At 37.0% G+C, this 26279-nt stretch carries 22 protein-coding genes; 13 read left to right on the top strand and 9 right to left on the bottom strand.

The window, feature by feature from the left end; genetic code table 11:
* Nucleotides 1-363 precede the first annotated feature (363 nt).
* From VB797_RS28900 to VB797_RS28845, 12 genes are all read left to right on the top strand, one after another.
* Nucleotides 364-1155 carry a WecB/TagA/CpsF family glycosyltransferase gene (locus VB797_RS28900; RefSeq protein ID WP_323241214.1) on the top strand — a complete coding sequence of 264 codons (792 nt, stop codon included), beginning with the start codon at nucleotides 364-366 and terminating at the stop codon, nucleotides 1153-1155.
* 318 nt (nucleotides 1156-1473) lie between these two features.
* Complete coding sequence (locus tag VB797_RS28895; RefSeq protein ID WP_323241213.1) at nucleotides 1474-2937, top strand: MOP flippase family protein; 1464 nt, start codon at nucleotides 1474-1476, stop codon at nucleotides 2935-2937.
* Nucleotides 2934-3113 (top strand): hypothetical protein, encoded by a 180-nt coding sequence (locus VB797_RS28890; RefSeq protein WP_323241212.1) that lies wholly within the window; start codon nucleotides 2934-2936, stop codon nucleotides 3111-3113. The genes VB797_RS28895 and VB797_RS28890 overlap by 4 nt, the downstream gene beginning before the upstream one ends.
* 60 nt (nucleotides 3114-3173) lie before the next feature.
* Nucleotides 3174-4244 (top strand): sulfotransferase, encoded by a 1071-nt coding sequence (locus tag VB797_RS28885; protein ID WP_323241210.1) that lies wholly within the window; start codon nucleotides 3174-3176, stop codon nucleotides 4242-4244.
* Nucleotides 4245-4319: 75 nt separating this feature from the next.
* Nucleotides 4320-5144, top strand: coding sequence for a glycosyltransferase family 2 protein (locus tag VB797_RS28880; RefSeq protein ID WP_323241209.1), 825 nt, complete (start codon nucleotides 4320-4322; stop codon nucleotides 5142-5144).
* 102 nt (nucleotides 5145-5246) lie between these two features.
* Complete coding sequence (locus tag VB797_RS28875; protein WP_323241208.1) at nucleotides 5247-6254, top strand: glycosyltransferase family 2 protein; 1008 nt, start codon at nucleotides 5247-5249, stop codon at nucleotides 6252-6254.
* Between the two features lie 57 nt (nucleotides 6255-6311).
* Complete coding sequence (locus VB797_RS28870; RefSeq protein WP_323241207.1) at nucleotides 6312-8597, top strand: glycosyltransferase; 2286 nt, start codon at nucleotides 6312-6314, stop codon at nucleotides 8595-8597.
* A 27-nt stretch (nucleotides 8598-8624) separates the two neighbouring features.
* Complete coding sequence (locus tag VB797_RS28865) at nucleotides 8625-9734, top strand: glycosyltransferase family 1 protein (RefSeq protein ID WP_323241206.1); 1110 nt, start codon at nucleotides 8625-8627, stop codon at nucleotides 9732-9734.
* 188 nt (nucleotides 9735-9922) lie between these two features.
* Nucleotides 9923-11101, top strand: a complete 1179-nt coding sequence (locus VB797_RS28860; RefSeq protein ID WP_323241205.1) for a glycosyltransferase family 4 protein — start codon at nucleotides 9923-9925, stop codon at nucleotides 11099-11101.
* Nucleotides 11102-11105: 4 nt separating this feature from the next.
* The gene (locus tag VB797_RS28855; protein ID WP_323241204.1) at nucleotides 11106-12503 is read left to right on the top strand and encodes a hypothetical protein; all 1398 of its coding nucleotides are present in this window, start codon (nucleotides 11106-11108) and stop codon (nucleotides 12501-12503) included.
* Between the two features lie 110 nt (nucleotides 12504-12613).
* Complete coding sequence (locus VB797_RS28850) at nucleotides 12614-13840, top strand: glycosyltransferase family 4 protein (protein ID WP_323241203.1); 1227 nt, start codon at nucleotides 12614-12616, stop codon at nucleotides 13838-13840.
* A 163-nt stretch (nucleotides 13841-14003) separates the two neighbouring features.
* Nucleotides 14004-15176 (top strand): glycosyltransferase family 4 protein, encoded by a 1173-nt coding sequence (locus tag VB797_RS28845; RefSeq protein ID WP_323241202.1) that lies wholly within the window; start codon nucleotides 14004-14006, stop codon nucleotides 15174-15176.
* A 74-nt stretch (nucleotides 15177-15250) separates the two neighbouring features.
* Here the strand turns inward: VB797_RS28845 and sat are convergent, their stop codons facing one another.
* The 3 genes from sat to VB797_RS28830 form a co-directional block, all read right to left on the bottom strand.
* The gene (gene sat, locus VB797_RS28840; protein ID WP_323241201.1) at nucleotides 15251-16435 is read right to left on the bottom strand and encodes a sulfate adenylyltransferase; all 1185 of its coding nucleotides are present in this window, start codon (nucleotides 16433-16435) and stop codon (nucleotides 15251-15253) included.
* Nucleotides 16436-16558: 123 nt separating this feature from the next.
* Nucleotides 16559-17119, bottom strand: coding sequence for an adenylyl-sulfate kinase (gene cysC, locus VB797_RS28835; protein WP_323241221.1), 561 nt, complete (start codon nucleotides 17117-17119; stop codon nucleotides 16559-16561).
* Between the two features lie 22 nt (nucleotides 17120-17141).
* A complete protein-coding gene (locus VB797_RS28830; RefSeq protein WP_323241200.1) occupies nucleotides 17142-17375 on the bottom strand; it encodes a hypothetical protein in 234 nt (77 codons plus the stop codon).
* 704 nt (nucleotides 17376-18079) lie between these two features.
* Between VB797_RS28830 and VB797_RS28825 the strand changes: the two genes are divergently transcribed.
* Nucleotides 18080-19867 carry an SLC13 family permease gene (locus VB797_RS28825; protein ID WP_323241199.1) on the top strand — a complete coding sequence of 596 codons (1788 nt, stop codon included), beginning with the start codon at nucleotides 18080-18082 and terminating at the stop codon, nucleotides 19865-19867.
* 211 nt (nucleotides 19868-20078) lie between these two features.
* Here VB797_RS28825 and VB797_RS28820 read toward each other — a convergent pair whose 3' ends face one another.
* The 6 genes from VB797_RS28820 to VB797_RS28795 all read right to left on the bottom strand — a co-directional run bounded on the left by VB797_RS28820 (nucleotide 20079) and on the right by VB797_RS28795 (nucleotide 25814).
* Nucleotides 20079-21209, bottom strand: a complete 1131-nt coding sequence (locus VB797_RS28820; protein ID WP_323241198.1) for a nucleotidyltransferase family protein — start codon at nucleotides 21207-21209, stop codon at nucleotides 20079-20081.
* Nucleotides 21210-21587: 378 nt separating this feature from the next.
* On the bottom strand, nucleotides 21588-22553 hold the full coding sequence (locus VB797_RS28815) for a hypothetical protein (protein WP_323241197.1): 966 nt from the start codon (nucleotides 22551-22553) through the stop codon (nucleotides 21588-21590).
* Nucleotides 22554-22770: 217 nt separating this feature from the next.
* On the bottom strand, nucleotides 22771-22956 hold the full coding sequence (locus tag VB797_RS28810; protein ID WP_323241196.1) for a hypothetical protein: 186 nt from the start codon (nucleotides 22954-22956) through the stop codon (nucleotides 22771-22773).
* A 212-nt stretch (nucleotides 22957-23168) separates the two neighbouring features.
* Nucleotides 23169-25079: a lasso peptide isopeptide bond-forming cyclase gene (locus tag VB797_RS28805; RefSeq protein WP_323241195.1), complete on the bottom strand. Its 1911-nt coding sequence runs from the start codon at nucleotides 25077-25079 to the stop codon at nucleotides 23169-23171.
* A complete protein-coding gene (locus VB797_RS28800) occupies nucleotides 25076-25513 on the bottom strand; it encodes a lasso peptide biosynthesis B2 protein (RefSeq protein ID WP_323241194.1) in 438 nt (145 codons plus the stop codon). The genes VB797_RS28805 and VB797_RS28800 overlap by 4 nt, the downstream gene beginning before the upstream one ends.
* Nucleotides 25497-25814: a lasso peptide biosynthesis PqqD family chaperone gene (locus VB797_RS28795; RefSeq protein WP_323241193.1), complete on the bottom strand. Its 318-nt coding sequence runs from the start codon at nucleotides 25812-25814 to the stop codon at nucleotides 25497-25499. Before VB797_RS28795 ends, VB797_RS28800 begins: the two co-directional genes overlap by 17 nt.
* Nucleotides 25815-26279: the final 465 nt, after the last annotated feature.

Below are 26279 nucleotides of genomic sequence, written 5' to 3'. Positions count from 1 at the left end.
TCTGATTTATTGGGTTATTTGTGAAATTTGTGACTAGTATTTGTAAGTAGAATTTGTCGTAATTGCAATGTTTATATGAAGCTAACCTCCGATTTTTGTAAAGTTAAGATAAAGTTTACTAGAAACAACTGAAAGTACTTTTTTTTACGAGTAAGGTAATATACAGTAAAGTGAAATGATTCAATAGTTACCAGGGAAGTTAAAGTTAACAGTAGAAGCGACTGCATCCACCTGTGTCAAATGACGACCATTCCCTGAGTTTTAAGTAAGCAAAAATTATGCTAAAACAAAACTTTTCTTTTATAGATCGGTGGTTTGGTCGAATATTCTTAGTTACTTTAGTTGTTGCATAAGGAGTGACCTATGGTGAAGGCAGTTATGCCGACTCGGAAAGTGTTAGATTTTCCGATTACTGCTTTGCGTTTAGATGAGCAAATACAAACTATTCTTCAGTGGGCAAGCGAACGTAAAAGTAAGACAGTATGTGTAGCTAATGTACATATGTTGATGGAAGCTCACTGGAATCCGGAATTTGCCAGTGTATTAAAAAAGGCTGATATGGTAACTCCAGATGGGATGCCTTTAGTCTGGATGATGAAGAAATTAGGAGCGACTTCTCAAGATAGAGTCGCAGGGTTGGATATTTTAGCTTCTATATGTAAATCAGCACCAAAACAGAATATTAGTCTCTTTTTTCTGGGTTCTCAAACAAAAATTCTTTCCGGAATGAGAAGCAAGTTAGAGGAAGAATATCCTGACTTGAACATTGCCGAAATGGAACCGCTGCCATTTCGTCCGCTTACAGAAAGTGAAGACGAAATACTTATTAAAAAAATTAATGAGAGTGGTGCGGGTATAGTATTTGTATCGTTAGGTTGTCCCAAACAGGAAAAGTGGATGACAGAACATAAAGATAAAATTCAAGCGGTAATGATTGGGTTGGGTGGAGCTTTCCCAGTTTATGCAGGACTTCAGAAAAGAGCGCCTCGGATAGTTAGAGAGTCTGGATTTGAGTGGTTATATCGATGGTTGCAAGAGCCGCGTCGTCTTGGGGGTAGGTATACCAAAACAATTCCACCATTTATTTGGTTGGCGATGAAGCAGTTAATGACTACTAATTATCCAGTACCGAATTCTGTAAGTGATTTGAAATAAGAGATACTTAATTGTATTGCCAAGTACTTGTTTGTTTTAACTTAAGTAAGTTGAATAGTAGCGTAACTTGGCAATTTAATTAATGTAATATTCCTAGTTTATTGAGCTTTGATTTTATTAATTTGCAAATGGAATATTTATTTTACCTAGATTTTTTTTGAATTACTTAAATAATTAGTTATTCATGAAATCAAAGTTAGTAAATATCCGGATAGCTAATACTTAAGTAGAAGGTAGTGTTAACTAATTGAAATTATCAGTTATACAACAGAAAAAATTTGTGTTGCCTAATAATAAAATATTAATCTATCTGACAAGATGAGTTTAAAACAAAAGGCAATTAAAGGTGTAATTTGGTCTGCGGTTGAGAGTTGGGGTCAGCAAGCAATTTCTTTCGGGATTTTCTTCTTACTTGCTCGTTTGCTTGGTCCAGAAAGCTTCGGTTTAGTTGCTTTAGCTAGTGTTTTTCTGGCTTTTGTACAAGTTTTTCTCGACCAAGGACTTTCCCAAGCAATCGTCCAACGTCATGAATTAGAAGAAGAGCATCTGGATACTGCCTTTTGGACTAATATTAGTATTAGTGTGCTGCTAACAACGCTGAGTATTGCCTGTGCTAGTTTTGTTGCCAATTTTTATAATGAGCCACAATTAACACCAATCATACGCTGGTTATCTCTAGGCTTTGTATTCGGTTCTTTAAGTAGTGTTCAAAATGCTATCCTTCAACGTAAATTTGCCTTCAAAGCTTTAGCAATTCGTTCAGTAGTAGCAATACTCATTGGTGGTCTAGTCGGTGTGACTATGGCGTTTATGGGTTTTGGAGTTTGGAGTATAGTTGGTAAAGAATTAGCAAATCGTTTAGCCCAAGTATTAGTTCTTTGGTGGGTAAGTGACTGGCGACCTGGATTTAAGATATCTAAAAGACACTTCAAAGAATTGTTTTCCTTCGGAATAAATGTGTTGGGGATTCAGCTACTCCATTTCTTCAATAGCCGGTCTGACGATTTTTTGATTGGATACTTTCTTGGTTCGGTTGCACTAGGATATTACACTATCGCTTACCGATTATTAATCATCATGACGCAATTGCTGGGTAGCGTTACATCAAAAGTTTCGATGCCTACATTTTCAAGGTTGCAACAAGACCTTCCAAAATTGCGATATGCCTTTTACACTGCTACCCGGTTCACAAGCTTAGCATCTTTCCCAGCTTTCCTTGGCATGTCGGCATTGGCACCAGAACTAGTACGGGTCTTATTCGGAGAGCGGTGGTTACCTAGCATTCAAGTCATGCAAATTCTGGCATTTATCGGTATTCTCCAGTCGGTATACTCTTTTAATGGGAATATTGTAATGGCAATGGGAAAACCATCTTGGAGTCTAGGGATTAGTTGCATAAATGCTGTGGTTAATGTTATTGGTTTTTCCATTGCAGTTCGTTGGGGAATTGTAGCTGTTGCAACATCTTTTGTGATTCGGGGCTATCTACTTTCACCTCTGCCACTTTTAGCAATTCGCAAACTAACTAATATTGATCTGAAAACATATTTCGGTCAATTTATTTCTCCATCTGTTGCTTCACTGGGAATGGTAGGTATTATATTAGCCATTAAATACTTACTCCATGAACAGCTAAACTTGTACGCATTATTAACTCTTTGCATAGTAATTGGTACTCTGGTATATGCAATCATAATTGCTTTGATTGCGCCGAAATTATTTCAACAATTAATTGATTTAGCACAATCAGTTGTGCCTTTAGGTAAAATAAAAAAACTATGATGAAGGAAATTAATCAGATTGCAGATAAAGTTTTTGGAGGAACAGCTACTTTCTCAAAAAAAATTATTGACAACGGGAAAAACTACTTCTCAAGCCAACATAAAGAGGCTTTCAAAGAATTAAGTGGTGAAATGCTTATAGAACTTGGTTATGAAAAGAATTTGAATTGGTCATAAGAAAATTAATTCATTCAATATAGTATTAAATATTATTTTCCATAGATGGATGGCATTAAAATGAAGGGCGAAAATCTTATCTTCCTCATATCACAACCTCGAGCAGGCTCTACTTTACTCCAACGTATTTTAGAGAATCACTTAGAAATTCATACAACGGCTGAACCTTGGCTAATGTTACATCCCATGTATGCCTTACGTTCTAATAGTTATGAAGCCGAATACAATCATAACTTGGCTCAAGTAGCTTTAAATGATTTTCTCCAAATACTTCCCAAGGGTGAAGAAATATACGTTGAGGGAATGCGCCGAATGTATAGTTATTTATACGAGAGTGCTTTAGCAGATTCAGGTAAGCGTTATTTTTTAGATAAAACACCACGCTACTATCATATAATTCCCGAATTGTATCAAACTTTTCCTAAAGCAAAATTCATTATTTTATTACGGAATCCACTAGCAGTTTTATGTTCAATTATTAGTACTTGGGTTAAGAGAGATTGGTACAAGCTTAGCTACCACGAACATGATTTGATTACAGCCCCTCAGCTTCTTGTAGATGGAATTGAGGTAATAGGAGAAGAGAATTGTCTAGTTATCCAATATGAAGAGTTACTAAAAAGTCCCGAATCGACTGTTAAAACTATTTGTAAAAAGCTAGACATCGAATTTATTCCTGGAATGTTGAATTATGGAATTAAAAATACTCATCAATACGGTCTTGGATACAAAGATCAGAAAAAAGATGTTTATTTAACAGGAAAACCTAACAATCAAAATTTAGATAAATGGATAGACAATCTTAAAAATCCTCAAACATGGCAAGTAGTTAATGACTATTTAGAAATACTTAGTCCAGAAATAGTGAAGAAAATGGGATATTCTTATGAGGAACTACGACAAGTACTTGACTTGCAACGTCCTAATGCTTTAAGTTTATGGCGTACATTACCTCTAACAAGTTTGACTAGTAGATCAGAGGTGAGACGACACTGGAAATATCATCTATTACAAATTGAAAAATCTCTTAAAGAACGGGGTTTTTCAAATACACTGATTTATATTTTTCAATACTTAATTGAATTAAACCCCAAGCTCAATAAAACAATTTTAATAAAAAAATCGATGTAATCAACGGGGAAAATACATCAACAATAAATACTCTATTGTCAAAGTAAAAGTAATATTTTTCAATTTTATCCAATTATGATTAGCGTTATCACTCCAGTTTACAACGGCGAAAAATTTATTGAAACTTGCATTAAAGTAGTAATCGAGCAGAACTGTCCAGATGTCGAACATATCATCATGGATGCTGGTTCAAAAGATGGAACGGTAGATATCATCAAAGAATATGCAGAAAAATACCCCCATATCCGCTGGATTTCTGAAAAAGATAAAGGACAGTCAGATGCAATGAATAAAGGAATTGCAATGGCTAAAGGTGAAATTTTAGGTTTTTTGAATGTAGATGATTATTATGAACCGAATGTTTTAAATAAAGTAGTAGAGATTTTTAAAAGTCTACCGGAGCCAAGCTTTATTGTAGCTAATTGTAATGTTTGGAATAATGATAGAGAGCTAGAAAGTGTTAATAAACCTAAAAATATCAAGTTAGAAGAATTACTATTAGGACCTAAGGTAAATGAATTTCCTGTTAATCCTACTGCATATTTTTACCATACTTCTGTACACGAAAAAATTGGTTTGTATGATATTAACGAACACTATGCAATGGATATTGATTTTATCTTTAGAGTTGTTCAAGTATCAACGATTAAATATATAGATGAAACTTGGGGAAATCATCTAAAAATAGAAGGTACGAAAACTGTTAACGACAGGTTACATGGTTTGGGTATACGTCGTGTATATCGTTTAATCAAATTTTATCGAAAAGACCTTCCACTATTCCAACGATTTAAAGTCTCTATCGGATTTTCATTGGTGCGAAATATAGAAAGAATTATTTACTTTTCAACACATCCAGAAGAAATATTTTCTAAAATCAAAGAAAAGATGATGAAATAATTTACATAACGTGAATTCAAGAAAAATAGTATAAATTCATGAGATTATTCTAAATCTATTAGGTAGTAAACAGTAATATTAAAAATCGATAAAGGTTCTGAAATGATTATTAATAAGCAATCATCAAGCTTAGAGGAGTCCTTAATTGCTGACAATTATCCATTAGTCAGTATTTTAATTAATAACTATAATTATGCACAATATCTCAGCCAAGCAATAGATAGCGCATTAGGTCAAACCTATGAAAATACTGAAGTAATTGTGGTAGATGACGGTTCTACTGACAATTCTCGGGAGGTTATTAAAGGCTATGATAATCAAATAATTTCAGTATTTAAGAAAAATGGGGGACAAGCTTCAGCTATCAATGCGGGTTTTGCAGCAAGTAAAGGAGACATTATTTGTTTACTTGATGCTGATGATATTTTCTTACCTGAAAAAGCTGCCGAAATTGTTAATTTTTTTAATTTAAATCCAGATATTGACTGGGCTTTTAATGAATCCGCTCCCATGCAGTCAGAAGATATCATGAATGCGGATCTAAAAGCTACTTTTAAAGAAATTTATAACAATAATGATGATATTTTAACAAAAAAAATTGATTTTAGAAGTAATATTATAAATGCCGAGCTACCTAATTTTACACCTTCGACATCAAACTTATGCTTTTCTAGAAAACTTTCAAAAAAAATGTTTCCTCTACCTGAAGAAAGGGGATGTTCTGGACTTGCTATTTGTGATGCTTATTTAAAATTAATAGCGGTTGGATTGGGTATAGGTTGTGCATCAAAAAAAAACTTAGGTATTTTTAGACTACATCAGAATAATCTGTACACTACTCAGGATATTACGAATAAAAGGATAATTTATTCTGAAATATTTCTTGCAACGGCTTATTATATGCGAGCCGAATTTCCACTTTTTTCTAAGCTAGCTAAAAAGTTATTTTCTAAAGCGTTCGCAACTTATTTGAGAAACAAAAATAAAAATGAAATATCGAATAAATTAATTCAAAAATATTTTGATTATTTAAGTTTTTATGAAAAAATAGAAGTTAGTTGTAATATTTGTTACTTTTTTCTCAAGTTAGGCTTTAAAGATTTGGTATAAATTAACAATATCGCGCTTTCTTCAATTGGAGTAACTTAGTAAATAAAAATATAGTATATGAATTCTGATTCAAGACTACTAGTCAGCATTATCATCAACAATTATAATTACGAGGGCTTTCTTCCTGAAGCTATTGACAGCGCGATAAATCAAAGTTATCAAAATACGGAAGTAATTGTTGTTGATGACTGTTCGACTGACAATTCTCGACATATCATAGCCTCTTATGGTGACAAAATTCTTCCTATTTATCATCAAGAAAATGGCAAACAAGCCGCAGCTTTTAACAGCGGATTTGCAATTAGTAAAGGTGAAATTATCATCTTTTTAGATGCTGATGACTACCTTTTCCCAAATGCAGTAGAAAAAATAGTTTCAGTTTGGAAACCTAATCTTGCCAAAGTACATTATCGCTTGCAAGTGGTAGATAGTAACAGACAATCTTTGGGATTTTCTTATCCTCAAGGAGGAAAATCTTTATCTAGCGGCGAAGTTTGGCGGACTATTTTGGAAGTAGGTGGTTATGCAGGTGTTGCAACTAGTGGTAATGCTATTAACCGCAAAGCATTAAAGGAAGTCTTTCCTATTTCCGAAGAGTACAAGCTGACTGCTGACGATTATCTTTCAATGCTGATTCCTTTTTATGGGGAAGTCGTTGCCATTGAAGAACCATTAGCGGCTTATAGAATTCATACCAGCAATCAGTGGGCTTTAGCTACAGTAACAGCAGAACGCTTTCACAGATTTGTGCGCCACGATTTACAAAATTACCAACTATTGGTGCAAAAAGCAGATGAATTAGACTATCAATTACCTAAAGATTTTGAACAACGTTCTATAGGGCGTTTATGGTCTAGGATGGCATCTTTAAGGTTAGATCCTCAGCATCATCCTATCCCATCAGATAAGGCTCTTCCTCTAATTTACATGGGTATTCGTTCGCTATGGAAATATTCAGACCATAACTGGTTAAAGAAATTAATTTTTAGTATGTGGTTTCTTTGGGTAGGACTATTACCTTTACCCTTAGCAAAAATGGGAATTATTTGGTTATTCATTCCTCACAAACGTCCTAAACCAATAGATTGGGTTCGTCAGATGCTCCACAAAAAAGATACTTTAAAAGAAATAAATACTAACAGTTCTGCTTTACGAGTACTCTTCGTTAGCCACACTTACGTAGTTGGCGTTAATCAAGGTAAACTTAATGCAGTTGCAACAACTGACGAAGCTAAAGTTGCTTTACTCGTTCCTAAACAATGGAATGCTAAACAATGGAACAAGCAACTTAAACTTGAGAAACCATATGAACAAATCAAGTATTATCCGGCTCAAATGTATTTTTCGGGACAAGTCGGTGCTTGTATTTATTCACCTTTAGCATTGCTCAGAGCAATTATTAACTTTCGCCCTGATATCATCCAAGTTGAACAAGAGGCATTTTCCCTTTCAGCACTTCAACTTTCATTATGTGCAAGATTTTTTAATAAACCAGTAGTTTTCTTTGGTTGGGAAAACATGGATCGTCAGTTATCTCCGTTTCGCCGGTGGATACGTCGATATGTTTTTAATACAGCAAAATTAATGATTGCTGGTAATTGCGAAGGTGGAGAGTTAGTGAAAAAATGGGGTTATTCTGGAACCGTTGAAGTAATGCCCCAAATGGGAGTTGATACTAAATTATTTAGTCCGGTTAAGAATAAAGAATCAAACTCGGAATTTCTTATCGGCTTCGTTGGGCGTTTGTCCTATCAAAAAGGTATTGACACATTAATAGCCGCAGCACATTTATTAAATAAGCAGGGAAAAAATTTCCGAGTCATTTTATGCGGTAGTGGTTCTGATGAGCCAATATTTAGACAAGAGGCTCAAAAACACAATGTAAATGAACTGATTACCTGGCGGGGTGGAGTGCGTCACGACGAAGTTCCCCAGGAAATGCAGAAGTTTGACGTATTAGTTTTGCCTTCACGGACGGTTGAAACTTGGAAAGAGCAATTTGGTCATGTAATTATTGAAGCTATGGCAACAGGAATACCAGTTGTTGGTTCTACCTGTGGAGAAATTCCCAACGTAATTGGTCGTTCCGATTTGGTATTTGCAGAAGGTAATGCTCAAGAACTCGCAGCTATTTTGGCACGACTAATTTCTGATAATGCTTGGTATTCTGAAGTCTTACAATACAGCCTTAATAGAGTACACAAGCACTATAGTCACGAGCGTATAGCTCAACGATTGATTGATTTATGGCAGAATATCCTTAAACAAAAAGGTGAATCGGCTTATCTTCATTCATCGAAATCAACATCCAATCCTCAAATTGCTTCTTTTGATTCCAAATAAGTAAAGCATTGCTAATAAGAGTAAATAATGCGTATAGCAATTATTAGAAGAGAACCACGAGCTTCCTATAGCATGGATGTTTATGCCGATGCCTTAGTTAATGGTTTAAAAACTGTTCGCCCAGACTGGGAAATTATTGAGTTGGCACCCGAACAACAGCAGTTGCATGGGAACACTTTATTCGATGGTTTGAGTAAATATTATCAACGCTACTGGAATTATCCACAAAATATAAAAAAGCAGGATGTCGATATTTTCCATGTTATTGACCATAGTGATGGTCATCTCGTCTACTGGCTTAAAAATACTGGCAAGCCTACTATAGTAACTTGCCACGACTTGGTTAATTTTATTCACCCAGAGAATGCTCGTACTCAAGCACAAATTGCCAGCGTTAGCATGGCAGCTTGGAAATGGTCTGTAAAAGGACTACGTAAAGCTAACCATATTATCAGCGTTTCCAGTCACACTGCAAAAGATGTTGTACAAATACTGAATGTACAACCTGAAGGCTTAACAGTTGTACCTAATGGAGTTGATTCAGTGTTTCGTCCTTTTCCAAAACCAGAACTTGAAGTGTTTCGACAGCAGCATCAAGTTTCACCAGAAAAAATATGTCTCCTCAACGTCGGATCAAATCAACCTCGTAAAAATTTTATTACTGTTCTAAGGGTTTTAGAAGCACTCAAAAGCAAGGGAATGCCAATACACCTTTTAAGGACAGGTCCAAAATTGACCGAAGATTTTGAAGCATTTATCCACAAACACAATCTTTCTGATTGCATAACTGATTTTGGCAGACCGGATAAAGCAACCTTAGTTAAAATATATAACACTGCCGACATTTTATTATCACCTTCACTTTATGAAGGTTTTGGCATAACTATTCTAGAAGCAATGGCTTGCGGAAAACCTGTAATCACTTCAAATGTTACCTCTTTACCAGAGGTAGTTAGCGATGCTGGTATTTTAGTCAATCCAATGGATGTTAAGGCGATGGTAGAAGCTGTAAGCCAACTTCAAAATGACGTTAAATTTCGTCAAACACTAATAGATAAAGGATTAGACCGAGTAAAATTATTTACCTGGGAGCAAACAGCAGAGCAAGTAGCTAAAGTCTACTCTACTTTTTGTTGACTTATACTAAAAACGGTTAATCTGTGGACTTTTGCCTAGAACTTAAAAGCTTGTGTATTAGAATATTTTACCTTTTTTTGAAAGTTAAGCTCCCAGCCTTTGGTATAACTAAAAATCTGGATTTTTCATTAATTAAAGATAATTAGTCAAGTACTTGAGATTAAAACACAATTATAACTGTAATTAAAATGCGTATTCTCAGCATACATAACCGTTATCAAATTCGTGGGGGTGAAGATGAGTCTCGTCAGTCAGAGGAAAATCTGTTGCGGGAGATGGGGCATCAAGTAGAAGTATATGAAGAAAACAATGATCGCATTTCTACGATGAATCCGCTGCGTGTAGCATCTAAGACAATTTGGTCGCAGGAATCGCACAAGATTACCAAACGGCGACTTAAAGAGCAGACTCATGACATCATCCACGTACAAAATTTTTTCCCCTTGATTTCGCCCTCAGTTTACTATGCAGCTAAAGAGCAAGGGGTGCCTGTAGTTCAGACTTTGCGTAACTACCGCCTGCTTTGTCCCAATGCTTTATTTTTCCGAGATGGGCAAGTTTGTGAAGACTGTTTGGGTAAGTTCATACCTTTACCTGGAGTAATGCACGGTTGCTACCGAGAAAGTCGGGTTGCTAGTACGGCTGTAGCGAGTATGATTACCGTCCACCGTACTCTGCGTACTTGGGTAGAAATGGTAGACGTTTACATCGCTTTAACTGAATTTGCCCGTCAAAAGTTTATTGAAGGAGGTTTACCTGCGGAAAAGATTGTGGTTAAGCCCAATTTTGTGAATCCCGATCCAGGTATTGGTAAAGGAAGTGGCGGCTATGCGCTATTTGTAGGAAGACTTTCTGTAGAAAAGGGGCTAGATACATTGCTCGCAGCTTGGGAACAACTTAGCGGACCAATGCCTCTCAAAATTGTTGGAGATGGTCCTCTTTCGGAACAAGTAAAAAATGCAGTTCAAAGATTACCGCAAGTAGAATGGCTAGGACGACGACCGATGTCAGAAGTACACGAGCTAATGGGAGAAGCAAAGTTTTTAATTTTTCCGTCAAAATGGTATGAAACCTTCGGGCGCGTAGCAGTTGAGGCTTTTGCTAAAGGTACACCCGTAATTGCTGCTAATATTGGCGCGATCGCCGAATTGGTCGATGACCGTAGCACTGGCTTAAAGTTCCAACCCGGCGATTCCCAAGATTTAGCAGCAAAAGTAGAATGGGCTTTAATGCATCCAAAAGAAATGGCTCAAATGCGCCTTTGTGCAAGGGCTGAGTTTGAAGCCAAGTATACTGCCAAAAATAATTACTCACGCTTGATGGAAATATATAATCAAGTTCAAACTGCTTGCATCAATCGGTGTTAATAGCATGAATAAACAAGCGCTACTTCTCAAAAAAGATAAATCATATATACAAAGTTCAACACTATTACTTTTAGGATTCGCTAGTGTTTTTTTTCCACGACTACTTGACTCAGTAGGCGTTCCATCAATAATCAATTTTATTCACTTTGCTATAGTTCCTATTGTTAGTTTAGTTGCCTTATTTAAAACCCAAACTAAGAATAGAAATCAAATTTCTCTTACTAAAGAACTTCTTTGCGGTATTTTAATATTACTTGGAGTATTTTTTGCCAGCGCTCTTTTAAATAAAGCCGGATTTATCAATGTTATTATAGGTTATCTTTTACTCGCCGAGCCTTTCATTTTTTTGGTGGCGGTAATTTGTATTCCAATGACTCCAACTAGCTTAGGACGATTAAAAGGTTGGATCATAGGATTTTCCTGCTTTCATATTTTTTTAGCACTTCTTCAAGCATTTCTCTTAAATATAGGAGTACTTCGTGCAACCACGATGGCTATTATTTGGGATAACATTCAAGGAGTATTCTACTTATCTGGAAGTGGTCATGTTGTAGGTGCTTCTGTTTCCATATCGTTTGGAATCTATTATTTCATCAGTGCCAAAAATAATGCTTTTTGGTTGAGGATTTCTGTTTTTTTTGCTGCATTTCTTCAGCTTTTATTAGCTGATGCCAAACAGGTGCTTCTAGTATGTTTTGTCTCATGGATTTTACTTATTTTACTCAAATTAAAAGATATAAAAATATTTCTTCAGTATTCAATAGGAGCTATTATAGCTATTGGTGTATTTCTATGGTGTATGCAAAACTTAGAAATATTTCGCGCTTTCAACACCTGGATACGACCAGAAATTTATGGTCCTGATGGTGAGGCAACCCTGCTTAAAACTTCATCAATTAGGATAATTATTTCATATTACAAATTACCTTTAAACTTGCTTTTAGGTCTGGGTCCCGGACATACAGTTGGAAGATTGGGAGGATGGATGTTACCTAAATACTGGGATTTATTCGGACCTTTAGGTGCTACTATTCATCCTGTTAGTAAGCAGACATTCGATTTAGTGTGGGGAAGTTTGTTAGGTCGGAGTTCCAGTATGTTTTCCCCATTATTCGGCTGGGCAGGTATTTGGGGAGATATAGGAATACTAGGCTTGGGAACTTACTTGTACATTTCCTCTATTGTATGGCGACGGATTTGTCTCGATGACTTTTCTAAATTTTTGATGCTGAATGTTTTTGTTAACGGTTTGATTTTCTCTCAAATGGAAGAACCTGGATATATGTTATTTGTCGCTGTTTTAATCGCTTTACAATGGCAAGATAGGCAGATAAATAAGAGTTTAAAACAACGTTCTGCCTATATTTATGCAGGGGCTAATCCTTCTTTAGAAATTAATTAATATGGCTGGGATGTTTATCAAATAATATTTATATATAGCCTTATCACTTATTTAAGGTTTTTTGTTATTTAAAACGTTGTAAAGAAGTATCCTAATACGGCATTATATACATGAAGATATTGATGTCTGCTTATTCCTGCGAACCAGGTAGAGGTTCGGAACCCGGAATTGGCTGGAATACCGCATACGAAGTTGCCAAACATCATCAAGTGTGGGTTTTGACTCGTCCTGATGAAAGTAAAACAGAAATTGAGGCTGAGCTAGATCGCAACCCTGTACCCAATTTACACTTTATATATTTCACATTACCTATATGGGGCGGTGGTTGGCGCTGGGGACAATCGGGAGCAATGCAAATTCATCACTACCTATGGCAAATTCAAGCATACTTTGTAGCTCGAAAATTACATCGTCAAATAGATTTTGATGTAATCCATCATGTAACGTTTGCTAAGTATTCAAACCCTAGTTTTCTTTCGTTTTTACCAGTACCTTTTGTTTGGGGACCTGTTGCTGGCGGAGAATCTGCACCATTTGAGTTTTGGCAAGATTTTAGCTGGTCATCTTATGCTTACGAAATAGCCCGGAATTTAGCTCGTGTTTTAGGGGAACTAGACCCTTTTGTGCGTTTAACTGCTAAAAAAAGTACTGTAATCCAAGCCACAACTGAAGAAACGGCTCAACAACTTTACAAGATGGGTGTTAATAACGTTGAAGTTGTGCCTGCAATTGGTTTACCTCAAGAAGATATAGATTTTCTTTCAAACTACGCCATACCTGATGGCAATCAAATTAGGTTTATCAGCATAGGCAGACTTTTGCATTGGAAAGGTTTTCATTTAGGGCTGCGTGCTTTTGCTTGTGCAAATTTACCGAATGCGGAATACTGGATTTTAGGCGATGGAGCGGAATTCCACAGACTTCAGACTTTGGCAGAAAATCTTGGTATTGCTCAGCGAGTCAAGTTTTGGGGAAAGCTATCTAGGGAAGAAACTTTAACAAAGTTAAGAGATTGCCACGTTCTGGTTCATCCAAGTTTGCATGATTCTGGTGGTTGGGTATGTCTGGAAGCGATGGCAGCAGGTCGTCCGGTAATTTGTTTTAATTTGGGAGGACCAGCAGTGCAAGTGACTCCAGAAACAGGCTTTAAGGTTCTAGCATCAAACCCCAACGAGGCTTTAAAAGATATAGCTTCAGCGATGACTCAACTTGTCAAAAATCCTCAAATGCTGATAAATATGGGTGAGGCTGGTCGTAAACTTGTACGTGAAACATACAGTTGGCAATTTCGGGGTGAACGTTTGAGCCAGCTTTACAAACAGATGATCGACTATTAGGGCTAATAAACATTAATATTGAACGGGAGCAAAACTATTGCTTTCTCTCATAAGAAGGAAGCAAGACTTTTTGCGTCCTTAAGAGGGGTATGAAAAAAGTTATGTCAAAGTTATAGTTTACTCTCTATCGTGTCTAAGTCCCGTTAACCTTGAGCATGAATTAATGCGTATTTTAACTATCCATAACCTCTATCAATTTCGAGGAGGAGAAGAAGAGTGCTACGAAGCCGAGGTTAGTCTCTTGCAACAAATGGGGCATCAGGTTGAAATATACGAAGAAAACAACGATCGCCTTAATGCTTTAAATAAAGTATCTTTGGTAACTAAAATAATTTGGTCGCAAAAGACCTATAAAGATATTAGACGTTGCTTAAAGCAACAATCATTCGATATCGTTCACGTACACAATTTTTTTCCTCTAATTTCTCCATCGGTTTACTACGCTGCGAAAGCCGAAGGAGTTCCTGTAGTTCAGACTTTACATAACTACCGTCTTTTATGTCCTAATGGACTTTTTTTTCGCGACAATCAAGTTTGTGAGGAGTGTACGGGAAAAGTGATTCCCTATCCTGGAGTACTACGTGGTTGTTACCGCAACAGCCAAGTTGTAAGTGCAGGTGTTGCATCTATGTTGAGCGTGCATCGGGCTATGAGAAGCTGGACAGAAATGGTTGATTTGTATATTTGTTTAACTGAATTTGCCAAGCAGAAATTTATCGAAGGAGGTCTTCCCCCCTCGAAGATTGTAGTCAAGCCAAATTTTGTTAATTTCGATTCTGGTGTAGGTTCGGGGAATGGTGGTTATGCTCTCTTCGTAGGTAGGCTTTCTACAGAAAAGGGTTTAGATACCCTGCTGGCAGCATGGGAGGATCTAGGTATACATATACCATTGAAAATTGTTGGTAATGGTCCACTAGCTGAATACGTCGTTCAAGCAGTAAAACGCCTTCCACAAGTAGAATGGCTGGGACGTAAATCTCTAGCAGAAGTACACATTTTAATGGGAGAAGCGATGTTTTTAGTCTTTCCATCAAAATGGTATGAAACTTTTGGCCGAGTTGCAATCGAAGCTTTTGCTAAAGGTACTCCCGTAATTGCTGCTAACATTGGCGCGATCGCCGAATTAGTAGTGAATGATAAAACGGGGCTTCATTTTCAACCAGGAGATCCGCAAGATTTAGTAGATAAAGTAAAGTGGGTTTTAGCTAATCCAGAAAAGCTTACTCAAATGAGGCATGAAGCACGTTTAGAATTTGAAGCGAAGTATACTGCCCAAAAAAACTACGACCAACTCATAGAGATTTATACTAAGGCCAAAATTGCTTGTGGTTTTTAATTAAACAAAGCAGAGAGAAAAACTGTTCTTTCTCTGCTTTGGTTTGTCAACACTTTAGTTATCGCCTTCAAATCTTATCCTACCTGCATCGCTTTAATTAATTCCGCAGCTACTTCAGGTCGAGAAAACTGGGGTGGTGGCAATTCACCATTTCGCAGCATTTCACGGACTTTGGTTCCCGATAAATGAATTCGCTCTTCTTTGGTACTTGGACTCGTCTTGGCTGTCGCCATCGATTGAGTACGGGTACAGTAGAAAGCGTGTTCAAACTTCATCGGCGTAATACCTAATTCCCCAGGCTGAAACTCATCAAAAATATGCTGTGCGTCGTAGGTACCGTAGTAATCGCCAACACCAGCATGGTCGCGTCCCACGATGAAGTGAGTACAACCGTAGTTCTTACGGACTAAGGCGTGGAAAATGGCTTCTCTGGGTCCAGCGTAACGCATTGCTGCGGGGTTAATAGCCAAAATTAATCTGTCGGATGGAAAATAGTGTTCCGCCATGATTTCATAGCAACGCATCCGCACATCTGCGGGGATATCGTCACTTTTGGTCGCCCCAACCAAAGGATGCAAGAATAAACCATCAACTGTTTCTAAGGCGCACTTGATGATGTATTCGTGGGCGCGGTGAATCGGATTACGAGTTTGGAAACCAACTACTGTTTTCCAACCTCTCTCTCGAAACATAGCTGTTGAGGTTGCCGGGTCGATTTGGTAAGACGGAAATAAAGGATGAGAGTCACGCTGTAGCAGCCATACTGTACCTGCTAAATTAACTTCACCCTGTTCGTATACAACTTTTACACCAGGGTGTTTATCTTCCTCGGTACGATAAACTTTAATAGCTTCACGAGTTTTATCGTAGCGATATTTTTGAGTTAGTTCCAATACACCAACAAAGCGCCCCATAGAGTCATCTAAACGGATTAGATCGCCTTCTTTTAAAGATGCTGCTACTTCTTCATTTACCGAGAGAGTAACGGGAATTGACCACGGCTGACCGTTAGCCAGACGCATATTTTCAACTACTGACTCGTAATCAGCTTGTTCCAGAAATCCTTGAAGCGGACTGAACCCACCAATGGCAATCATTTCTAAATCTGAAGTTGCCCGTTTATCTAGTTGAATTCGAGGTAAGGAATCGGCTTTATCTAAAAATTCAGCTTGCTGTTCGGGTGTAGCAATACGGTTAACTAATTCGGCATTTTTAGAAATAATCTGCTGTTGATGGTTCTCTAAAGTTAGGCTTTGCATATTTTATAGATGATAATGTTTGAACAAAAATCAGGCGTAATGGAAGTGTAAGAGATAGCTTAAAGTTGAGGATTCGCGGTGAACCGCAAATCCCTATATTTAAACTTCTTCAATAGAACTTATCTAAACAGCTTGCATCTCTAACGCTTTGTCGAGATAACCTAATTCTTCAAGTTTTTTGAAAATTTTTGCCACACTCTCTTCTAACTCTTCAAGGTCGGTGCGACATTCAATAGTGGGGTTAAGAGGTGCTTCGTAAGGGTCGTCAATTCCAGTAAAGTTTTTAATTTCTCCGGCACGCGCCCGCTTGTAAAGTCCCTTCACATCACGCTCTTCACAGACTGTTAAGGGAGCATTGACGTAAACTTCAACAAAATCTCCGATTTTTTGTTTAACTTCTTGCCTAATTTCTCTATATGGAGAAATTGCAGACACCAAAACTATCACCCCGTTACGAGTTAACAAATGAGAAACAAAACCGATGCGGCGAATATTTTCGTCTCGATCTGCTTTACTAAAACCTAATCCTTTGGTGAGGTTTTCGCGTATTACGTCGCCATCCAAAATTTCTAAATTATGTCCTTGCGATCGCAATTTTTCGGCAACTGCTTTGGTGATAGTAGTTTTTCCTGCACCGCTTAGACCAGTGAACCATACAGTCACACCATGCTGACTCATAATTATTTTTCTCCTATGTAATGAGGGTCTATTGAGAACGCAAATTCACAAATTTACTTGTTATTAATTCAAGTGAATTGCAGCCAAAGCTTATCTTGTAATTACAAAAAGTCACCATTTGTTTGTGAAACAGATGTTCTCGAAGTAGCTTGACAATCAAACCTAAGTTTCGATGTTGAATTTCAGAAATGTTGTATTGATGACAATCTTCTACTTCTAGAATCGATGAGGCATATCCGGTAGATTTACTGAAAAAAATCATAGACAAACTTGCGAAAAGTATAACATTGATTTTGTTAAACAACATAAGTAAATACTGATTACTTTTTATAGTTTTCATGAAGTTGGGAACTATTAATCAAAATAATCTACTATAGATTTGAATAAATACTTACAAGTAAAAGTTGTTAACCAAGTATATCTTCTATAAAATACTCCGAATCTAACTATTTAACAACTTCTTGCTACTTTCTGCTGTCTGTCCTAATGGTTGCTCAGAGGCACTTTTAGGCTATTCCAATAAAAGTACGTGGATAACACTTTATTTATTGCTCACTACTTCACGATTAGACAAACAGTATTTTATTTTACAATTAACTATTTGATCGTTACATAGCTAATTAAGTTTAATTTATATATGAGCTAAATAAAATATTAGTTATTTTTTAATCGATTGTATTGCTATAGATAAATAATGTATGGTAATTATGTTTACCAAGTAATTAACAGCTATTTTCTGACTCGGATGACTTTTACGTGATAAGAAATAGTTATAAGCTTACTTCAAAAAATTAGCTTGCTTGATAATTTGTAACTCCATGTCAGGATGCAGCTACCTAATAAAAGTATTTATTGTATTGTTCAATATGTTTTGCGAGCATGGATGCAATAAATTAGTAGCTGATTTGTGAAATTTTGCTTCCTCACGATGTCTTAGCGTAGTTTCCCTATTTTAGTCAATTAAATATGAGCATATTTCTCACCCTAACCGTAGTTATTCTGGCTTTAATTTGTTTTATTGGTGAATGGTTTCCGGTTGACATTACAGCGATCGCGGTAATGGTATTGTTGATGGTTTTGGGATTGGTGACTCCGGAAGAGGGTATTTCTGGTTTTGGTAATTCGGCTACTATCACCGTGATGGCTATGTTTATTTTGAGTGCGGGAATTGCTCGTACTGGAGCAATTGAGGTAGTAAACGAATTGCTATTGAGATGGGGAGGTAAAAATACCACCAGGCAAATTTTCGCTATTGGAATAATTACCGGGCCGATAAGTGCTTTAATCAACAATACTGCGGTAGTTGCAGTTTTTTTGCCAGTGGTAGAAGATTGGTGTAAAAAACAAGGAGTTTCTCCATCTAAGCTACTGATACCCTTGTCTTATCTCACAATTCTGGGGGGAATGATAACGACAATTGGTACTTCCACTAACGTCTTAGCAAGTGGATTATCTGAAAAATTGGGATATGGTGCTTTTAGCTTGTTTGAATTTACCAAATTAGGTTTGATGGTTTTCACTGTTGGCTTAGCATATCTAACTTTAGTCGCACCCCGTCTTTTACCCGATCGTAAAATCAAAAGTAATACTATAACTACAGATTATGACCTCAAAGATTATGTCAGTGAAATTATAGTCGCACCTGCTTCTAATTTAGTTGGGCAAACTCTCCGAAAAAGTCAACTGCAACGGAAATTCGATCTCGACGTATTAGAAATAATCCGCAATGACAATCACTTTCCCCAACCTTTAGCAGATAAACTTTTACAAGTAGGGGATATTTTGATGGTTAGGGGTGGAAAGGAATGTTTACTTAAAGTCAAGGACGAAAAAGGAATTGAGCTTTTATCCGATGTCCAATTTTCCGATAAATCCTGGGAAAGAGATTTGAGTTCCGGAGAAGAAAGCATTGCAGAAGTCTTGATTTTATCTAATTCCAATTTAATCGGTTCTAATCTTAAAGATATCCGATTCAGACAGCGTTACAATACCACAGTCTTAGCAATTCGTCGGGGAGAAGAATTAGTTAGAGAAAGACTCGGTAAAGTCAAGCTACGTTTTGGTGATGTGCTTCTATTACAAGGACCAAAAGAAAGCTTTTTAGGGCTGCAAACCAGCAGAGATTTGTTATTTATTGGCGATCGCGATTTAGAAACTTTTCGACGAGATAAAGCAGGTATTGCTGTGGCGATTGGCTTAGGAGTTGTTTTAGCAGCAGCTTTAGGAATAATGCCCATCCTGGTTAGTGCTTTACTCGGAGTAGTATTAATGGTGGTGACTGGTTGCCTTAAACCAGGTGAAGTTTATCAAGCGGTGCGCTGGGATATTATTTTTCTATTAGCTGGATTGATTCCTCTAGGAATTGCAATGGATAAGTCTGGAACTACTGTATGGTTGGCGCAGAATTTAGTCGCGATAGGCGGTAATCTTTCTGGTTATTGGTTATTAACTTTGTTTTATATTGTCACTAGCTTAATTACAGAAGTTCTTTCTAATAATGCTTCTGTAGTATTGCTTTTACCCGTAGCCGTAGAAGTAGCGAAGAGTCTAAGCTTGAATCCAATGGCTTTTATATTAGTAGTAACTTTTGCGGCTTCTAGTAGTTTTATGACTCCGATTGGCTATCAAACTAATACTATGATTTATAGTCCTGGTGGTTACAAATTCCTTGATTTTACACGAGTTGGTGCGCCGTTAAGTTTGATAATGACACTGATTGTTCCACCGTTAGTTATTGTTTTATATGGTTTGTAGAATTTTGTTAATTGGTAATTGGTAATAAAAAAATCATTAAGCCTGCTCAGCAAGTAATGAGCAGGACTTGATATAAGAGATAAATTAGGATAACTGATAAAAACCGTTGGGTTCGCTTTTCTTTGAGCAATACCAACGGGTTTAATATATACATATATATATAAAATCTCAAGACTAAATTAGTTCGCTTGAACAATTTATCTTTAAACTATTACTTCTCAACCCACTCCTTTTTCCCTTTTACCAACCAGTAAAGAAAAGATTGAATATACAAAATCTTATGGTTTAAACGTTCTCTTACCTGAATATGATAAAGAGTTCTTCCCATAAATTTATCGGAAGTCCTAACACTAGCAAAAAGTTGATTATATACTTGAGGTGCAATACCTTTTACTATCGGTTCAACCTGTTTCATTTGCTGCCAAATTTCCGGGGGCAAGTCAACTCCAAATAAATCTTGTGCCATATAAAGCCCCAGAAATAGCATCCGCTGACAACCCCAAGTATTAGCCTGTTGGACTACTTTTTGCCAATTTATATCTGGGTTTTTATCAATCAGCGTTGCAATGTCGCACAGCCATGATAGCCGTTCCCATACGTGTCTGGAACCATGCACGCAGAGGATTGGTAGCCAATCTTCCAAAGGTAAGTTATTTATAGTTGTACCAGCTAAGGAAAAAGGTTCTAAATCTTGCCACAAATCTTTCGCAGCGATAGGAGTGATATACTTCGGTGCAATTCGCCAGTGAATTTCTAGAAAGACATTTTTATCATCATGAATAAAATCATAGGTATGTTCGGTTTTAGAATTTAGATATTTGACTAACTGCGCGTCAGTCATTTCTTTATTAGGTCGATATCCTTGAGCTATCAAAAGTTCCCGTACTGCAAAGATATCTTCTTGCTGCACGATAATATCTAAATCTCCAAACCGTCGCAAAGCTACATTTTTGTAGATTAAAGTGGCTAAAACCGGACCTTTATAAGGTAAAGCTACAATATTTTGTTTTTTAAATAATTTCAGAAGATTAACAACTTCACCAGTTAAAAACAAGTTGCGTTGGGCAATGTATTGGAAACTTCTGCGCCATTGATTTAGGACAGGTTCTGGTACCGCTTCTGGGCAAATACTATTGAAGCGAGAATACATTAGGGATAATACCCCGTGTCTATCTGCTGTTTGAGTTAAGTATTCCCAGTCAATGTTTTGTTTAACTAAGGCTTGGATGCGTTCGGTAATAGCATCATTGAGATCGGGGTTAAGGGAAGATAGAAGTAGTTCTATTTCTGGGTGAGTATTTATTATCTGATTTTTAATATCGGGTTTAGATAAGGTTTGCATGGGTGTAATAATTGGTTTTAGGAATTTATGCTATGTTATTTAGAATTAAATGTAATCAATGACACTTTTTATCGGTACCATATAATTATACTTATAGCGTTTTCATATGAATTAAATATGGAAATATTCTACAAATCAATAGTCTGGAGATACAAAAAGGGCGCGGGTTTTGTTTTTACGAGCTAATTGAAAATTTGTAGCAGTAATTGCAATTATAAATCTGTTTACAGAAAAGTGTTTGCGATCGCAATAGTTGTTACTTTCGGACTCGCTTTATCGGATTTCGTCTTAAATAGCCTTTGAAAAGCACCCTAATTTTTAAACGAAACCGCTAGGAACAGATATAGAGCTATCTTTATTGTTACACTAGTATACTATTTACACTACAGTTGCAGCTAAATCGGAAGCATTATGTTCTTCAACTAACTTGACTAGCTCAGGCAACAATGCCAGATTGCGAGGTCGTACCAGTCGGTAAACACCACACTCCTTGGCTAAAGCCGCACATTGTAAGAAGTGAGAGGCTCCGCCATTATAATACAAAGTTGTAGGACGAGAGTGGCGCACTAGTTCCATTACTGCTTGTTGTGGTTTGAGCGGGGTAATGCTAAATTCCTCACCAAAAGCAAGGGTATAGATACGTCTAATTGGTAATGGTGTTCGATTAAAGCCTTGCTTTAAACGGTAGCCGCGCTTTTCTTCTAAACCTAAAAAATGCAGCGAATCAAAATCATAACCTAAAGAGGTACAAAGTTCTGAACCTAACTTGATTTGCGGAAAGGCAGGATATACAGTATTAGGTTTTTTAGTTGTATTGACTGCTGCTACATCGTCGGCAATAATTGAATATCCATGAGCATTAAGAGCAGCTATTGTGGAAGATTTACCTGCACCAGATGCACCTAAGAAAATTGCACAATTACCTTCTATCTCAACTGCACTTCCATGTAAAACTAACAAGCCCCTTTGATAGAGCAGGATTGCCATAACCGTTCCTACAAGGTAAAGGCGAATGATTTCTTCAGAAGCATCTGCTTGAGGAATGATAACAATTTTATTCCCATCTTCAACGAAGATGAGACCCATACTTTGTACAAAAACTGTTGCCGTTTTGAGAGTTATATTTAGATAGCTGTATTGATTAAGAATCTCTGAAGCCAGATAATTATCAAGGGAAATGTCGTGTTTTACACATACGGTAACATCGCTTGCAACTGCATCTAGCTCTGCACAAACAAATTCTGGTATACAGATTTCGGAGCGTATGGTTAAGCCATAAGCATAGTAAGAATATATATTTTGTTGTTTTAGAGATGAATCAGCAGTATTGTTGTTGCTCTGCATAAAGATTATCGGCGTTGCATAATTTTTGTAGAGAATGGGGAGTTGAAGTCAGAAGACTAACTCCCCGATGGACTAATAGCAAATTAGACTATTAGGTTATCGAATTAGTGAAACATTTATAAAGTATAAAAAAAGCAAATCATACAAAGGCTAAGTTAATATTTCTATGATTTCCTTGATCTATATTTTGAAAAAAGTAAAACTAATTCAATTTTCACTAGGAAGTAGGAAGTTGAAAATTAGGATCAAATTGAGGACCAATTGGAACTCCGCTGATAGGACCATTCGGACCATCGGGATCAAACAAGGTTCCATCATCAGAACCTCCAAATTTTGTTTGTAGTGTTATTTCTTCTACAGAACCAAAAGTGTTCAATTTGGGTGCATTCCAATTCTTAGTCATGATTGATTATCCTCTAAGTAAATTGACAAAATGAAGTAGTTGCACTTTGAAATAAGTGCTTAAATATAAGTTCAGATAACTCAACAAAAGACGCACTTTTAAATTGTGCTTAATATAAGTTCAGACAATATAAATTCAAATAATTGATGCAAAATTTGGAGTTGTTCAGAACCTAAAAGTTCCAATCTACTCTTAATTTAACTAAGAAAAAATTAAGTATTGAGATTTGCTTGATTCAACCACTGAGATAGCGTTACCGCACAGAATACAGCAATAGCATCTGACTTTATTTGTGTCTGTAAAGGTTGAGCCGCATAGCGATTATAAGCTGCGTTAAGTGCTGGTAAATTTACGTACTTATTTAATTGATTGGGTTCTTCGAGTACCTTTTCTATAGTTTTTTGCTCATGTTTTAGTAAGTTGTCTTGGAAATTGAAGCTAAGTCTTCCTTTGCCAGTACGCGAATGCACTTCTGAAGGTAGAATATCTCTCATTGCCTGACGTAAAATTATTCGCGTCCAACCTTGGCGAAATTTTTGTGATGAAGGTAGAGCGACGCAAAATTCAATTAGTCGCTTATCGTAGAAGGGATAACGAGCTTCTAGAGAATAAGAAGCAGTAGCTTTATCAGTCAATTCCTGACCGTATTGATGGATACCAGAATTCAACCCTGAAGCATGTATCTGTCTAGCACTAAAGTTTAGAAATGGAATTTCCTTTGTTAAGGATTGAATGTTTTGTGCTAATCCGATTTGACTGGAAAACTTATCATTAATGATTTGATTAAATGTAAAAGTAGATTTTGAATTATGTTGTAATATTTCCCAAAGACGTAACGCAGGTTCTTGGATAGGGGCTTGAAAACCATATTTCCACAGAAGTTGCTGCTGAGATATTCCAGATAACTGAGAAGCCGCTTTCATCTCATTACGTAAAGTTCTCCATTTACCCCCATAAAGCAGTTCTGTCAGACGCGCCCATCCATGAGAAATCGTACTGTCCCCATCTATTCCATCCAAAAATACACGAACACCGTTTGATTGTGCAGATTTGTAAAGTGCTAGATGAATATACAAATTTGGAGAATAAACTGGCTCATCATCTTGCCAAAGTGGTTTAACCAGAGGATTAAGATAATCTGCATGGACATTATGAAACTCAAAACCTCCTAGAGATTGTACGGCACTGATAAAAAAGCGTTCATCAATCCACTGGAGGGCTTCCTTTGGTAAACTAGGAAATATTGCTGAGAATGTATGCAGCGGTTTTCTTCCAGATTCAGCTAACAGCATACGTGCTGTACAAGCAATGGAAGAGGAATCAAGTCCACCACTTAAAGTAGATCCTACAGGAAAGGCGCTACGCAGGCGACAGCGTACTGCTTCGATAAATATTTCTCGAAAAGCTTCAACATACTCCCGAGTAGAATTGAGCTTTATCTCGCGTTTGGGATCTAACTTCCAGTAACGCTTAATTTTTACTCCTCTTGAGTCTATAGTTAAGGAATGTGCTGCTGCTAATCGAGATATTTCTTCGTAAAAGGTATTAACTTTGTCTTCAAAAAATAGTGTCAGGTGATGAGCTACTTTTAGTTCATTTAGTTTGCGCGGTACTTCTGGCAAACAAAGCAAAGCTTTAATTTCCGAAGCGAAGACAAAAACCTGATTGCAGCGATAATAATAAAAAGGCTTTACCCCAAAATGATCACGAGCGCAAAAAAGCTGCTCTTTCCTACTATCCCAAATCGCAAATGCAAAGTCACCTAATAGATGCTCCGGGCAATCTTCACCCCATTTCTCGTAAGCCGCCAATATCAGCTCGCTATCTGCAATCTTATCAGCAGGACGATTATTTATCTGTAAAGCAGCTATCAATTCGTCACGATTATCAATACGAGCATCGGCTGTAATTACTAAGTCACCCCTTTGATTAACTAAAGGCAGGTTTTCTATAAGAGATTCAGGAGTTGTCCACAACATCCGATGTCCGAAACCAACGCACCCATCAACCCAGATATCTGCACCATCTGGTCCGCGATGCGCCAATATATCAACCATTTTTGTTAAGTTTTCGCGGTCTACAGGACGACCGTCAAGGTAATTAATACCTACGATGCCGCTCATAATTTAATTCCTTCAAGGGATGGTAGTTGAATGTAGCGTGGTAGATCCGGTAGATGACCTATTACAACGTATCCCTGATATTTAATCCAAGCGTGCGCTTCTAATTCTCCTGACTCACTTTTAGCAACACCGATGCACAATTCGGGAGAAAAACCACTATGAATCATCAAAATTTGTGTAGTTAAAGCCCGCGCTAAACACTTTGCACCACCTGGCATATAGCGCGTTGCAACGTTGACACCCCAAACAATTTGACCTAAACGAGCATTCGGGAGTGGTAATTTTATCGTACTGAGTTTATTTACTATTTTTAATAAGATGCGAAACTCCAGCAACAGCAACCCTAACCGAATTGCTCCCAGCAAACAGAAAGTAACAAATAGGAAGTAAAAATTAACCTTTCTCAGATTCCAAAGCTTACGTAGCAGTTTCATTTGTTACTTTGATTAGCCCTGCGGTTTTCAAGTTATTCAGTAGTGAAAACAGGTCGTTAGTGCAAGCATCAGCTTCAACTTCGTACTCTTCGAGAAGTACCTGTTTTACTTCTTTTACAGTTTTTGGTTGCTCTATCAAATCCCAAACCCGCGCACCTACTTCATTCAAACCGTGGTAGATTCCGGTCTTCATGTTCAAAATAACTGCTTCACCACCCAAGTCGGAAGAGATTTGGTCTGGAGCCGCTACTACGATTGATGATTCTGCAATTTCGCGATCGTCGGGTTCTGGGTAACTCATTTTCTATAACTGTTGAATGCTAGTTGGTTGGTGTTGTTTGCTCTGCTGTATTAAATATAATCTCTCGCTCAGTGATAGTACGACGTTATTTTTTACACTTTACAGATTCTTTAAAATCATGTTGCTGCGTCTTCATGAAGTCATTTATAGTTAGGGATTTAGGCGTTTTTGGTTTGATGTGATATATGAAAGTTCGTTGTGCAGCCTAAACGCTGATAAATAAGTGGGTCAAATTAAATATAAAATCTCATCCTTAGTCTGGCTTCCCTCTCCTTAATAAGGAGAGGGATTGAGGGTGAGGTCTTATCTTATATTTAATTACGCCTATCTACTTAGAGACGTAGCATTGCTCCCGTTCTCTACATCAATTTTATGTTTTGATTTATATAACAGAAATTAAAGATAGCGGTTTTACGTTGAGTGAGCTATACAAATTCGACCTCACCCCCTTCCCCTCTCCTTATT

The sequence above is a fragment of the Rivularia sp. UHCC 0363 genome, assembly GCF_034931125.1.
Lineage (GTDB): Bacteria > Cyanobacteriota > Cyanobacteriia > Cyanobacteriales > Nostocaceae > Rivularia.
Note: the sequence above shows the minus strand (reverse complement) of the source record. Positions and strands in the feature narration are given on the sequence as shown.

What these genes read in the sequence shown, in the direction of transcription:
- VB797_RS28900 (WP_323241214.1), top strand. Translation starts at nt 364, where the DNA reads ATGGTGAAGGCAGTTATGCCGACTCGGAAAGTGTTAGATTTTCCGATT.
- VB797_RS28895 (WP_323241213.1), top strand. Translation starts at nt 1,474, where the DNA reads ATGAGTTTAAAACAAAAGGCAATTAAAGGTGTAATTTGGTCTGCGGTT.
- VB797_RS28890 (WP_323241212.1), top strand. Translation starts at nt 2,934, where the DNA reads ATGATGAAGGAAATTAATCAGATTGCAGATAAAGTTTTTGGAGGAACA.
- VB797_RS28885 (WP_323241210.1), top strand. Translation starts at nt 3,174, where the DNA reads ATGAAGGGCGAAAATCTTATCTTCCTCATATCACAACCTCGAGCAGGC.
- VB797_RS28880 (WP_323241209.1), top strand. Translation starts at nt 4,320, where the DNA reads ATGATTAGCGTTATCACTCCAGTTTACAACGGCGAAAAATTTATTGAA.
- VB797_RS28875 (WP_323241208.1), top strand. Translation starts at nt 5,247, where the DNA reads ATGATTATTAATAAGCAATCATCAAGCTTAGAGGAGTCCTTAATTGCT.
- VB797_RS28870 (WP_323241207.1), top strand. Translation starts at nt 6,312, where the DNA reads ATGAATTCTGATTCAAGACTACTAGTCAGCATTATCATCAACAATTAT.
- VB797_RS28865 (WP_323241206.1), top strand. Translation starts at nt 8,625, where the DNA reads ATGCGTATAGCAATTATTAGAAGAGAACCACGAGCTTCCTATAGCATG.
- VB797_RS28860 (WP_323241205.1), top strand. Translation starts at nt 9,923, where the DNA reads ATGCGTATTCTCAGCATACATAACCGTTATCAAATTCGTGGGGGTGAA.
- VB797_RS28855 (WP_323241204.1), top strand. Translation starts at nt 11,106, where the DNA reads ATGAATAAACAAGCGCTACTTCTCAAAAAAGATAAATCATATATACAA.
- VB797_RS28850 (WP_323241203.1), top strand. Translation starts at nt 12,614, where the DNA reads ATGAAGATATTGATGTCTGCTTATTCCTGCGAACCAGGTAGAGGTTCG.
- VB797_RS28845 (WP_323241202.1), top strand. Translation starts at nt 14,004, where the DNA reads ATGCGTATTTTAACTATCCATAACCTCTATCAATTTCGAGGAGGAGAA.
- sat (WP_323241201.1), bottom strand. Translation starts at nt 16,435, where the DNA reads ATGCAAAGCCTAACTTTAGAGAACCATCAACAGCAGATTATTTCTAAA.
- VB797_RS28830 (WP_323241200.1), bottom strand. Translation starts at nt 17,375, where the DNA reads ATGATTTTTTTCAGTAAATCTACCGGATATGCCTCATCGATTCTAGAA.
- VB797_RS28825 (WP_323241199.1), top strand. Translation starts at nt 18,080, where the DNA reads ATGAGCATATTTCTCACCCTAACCGTAGTTATTCTGGCTTTAATTTGT.
- VB797_RS28820 (WP_323241198.1), bottom strand. Translation starts at nt 21,209, where the DNA reads ATGCAAACCTTATCTAAACCCGATATTAAAAATCAGATAATAAATACT.
- VB797_RS28815 (WP_323241197.1), bottom strand. Translation starts at nt 22,553, where the DNA reads ATGCAGAGCAACAACAATACTGCTGATTCATCTCTAAAACAACAAAAT.
- VB797_RS28810 (WP_323241196.1), bottom strand. Translation starts at nt 22,956, where the DNA reads ATGACTAAGAATTGGAATGCACCCAAATTGAACACTTTTGGTTCTGTA.
- VB797_RS28805 (WP_323241195.1), bottom strand. Translation starts at nt 25,079, where the DNA reads ATGAGCGGCATCGTAGGTATTAATTACCTTGACGGTCGTCCTGTAGAC.
- VB797_RS28800 (WP_323241194.1), bottom strand. Translation starts at nt 25,513, where the DNA reads ATGAAACTGCTACGTAAGCTTTGGAATCTGAGAAAGGTTAATTTTTAC.
- VB797_RS28795 (WP_323241193.1), bottom strand. Translation starts at nt 25,814, where the DNA reads ATGAGTTACCCAGAACCCGACGATCGCGAAATTGCAGAATCATCAATC.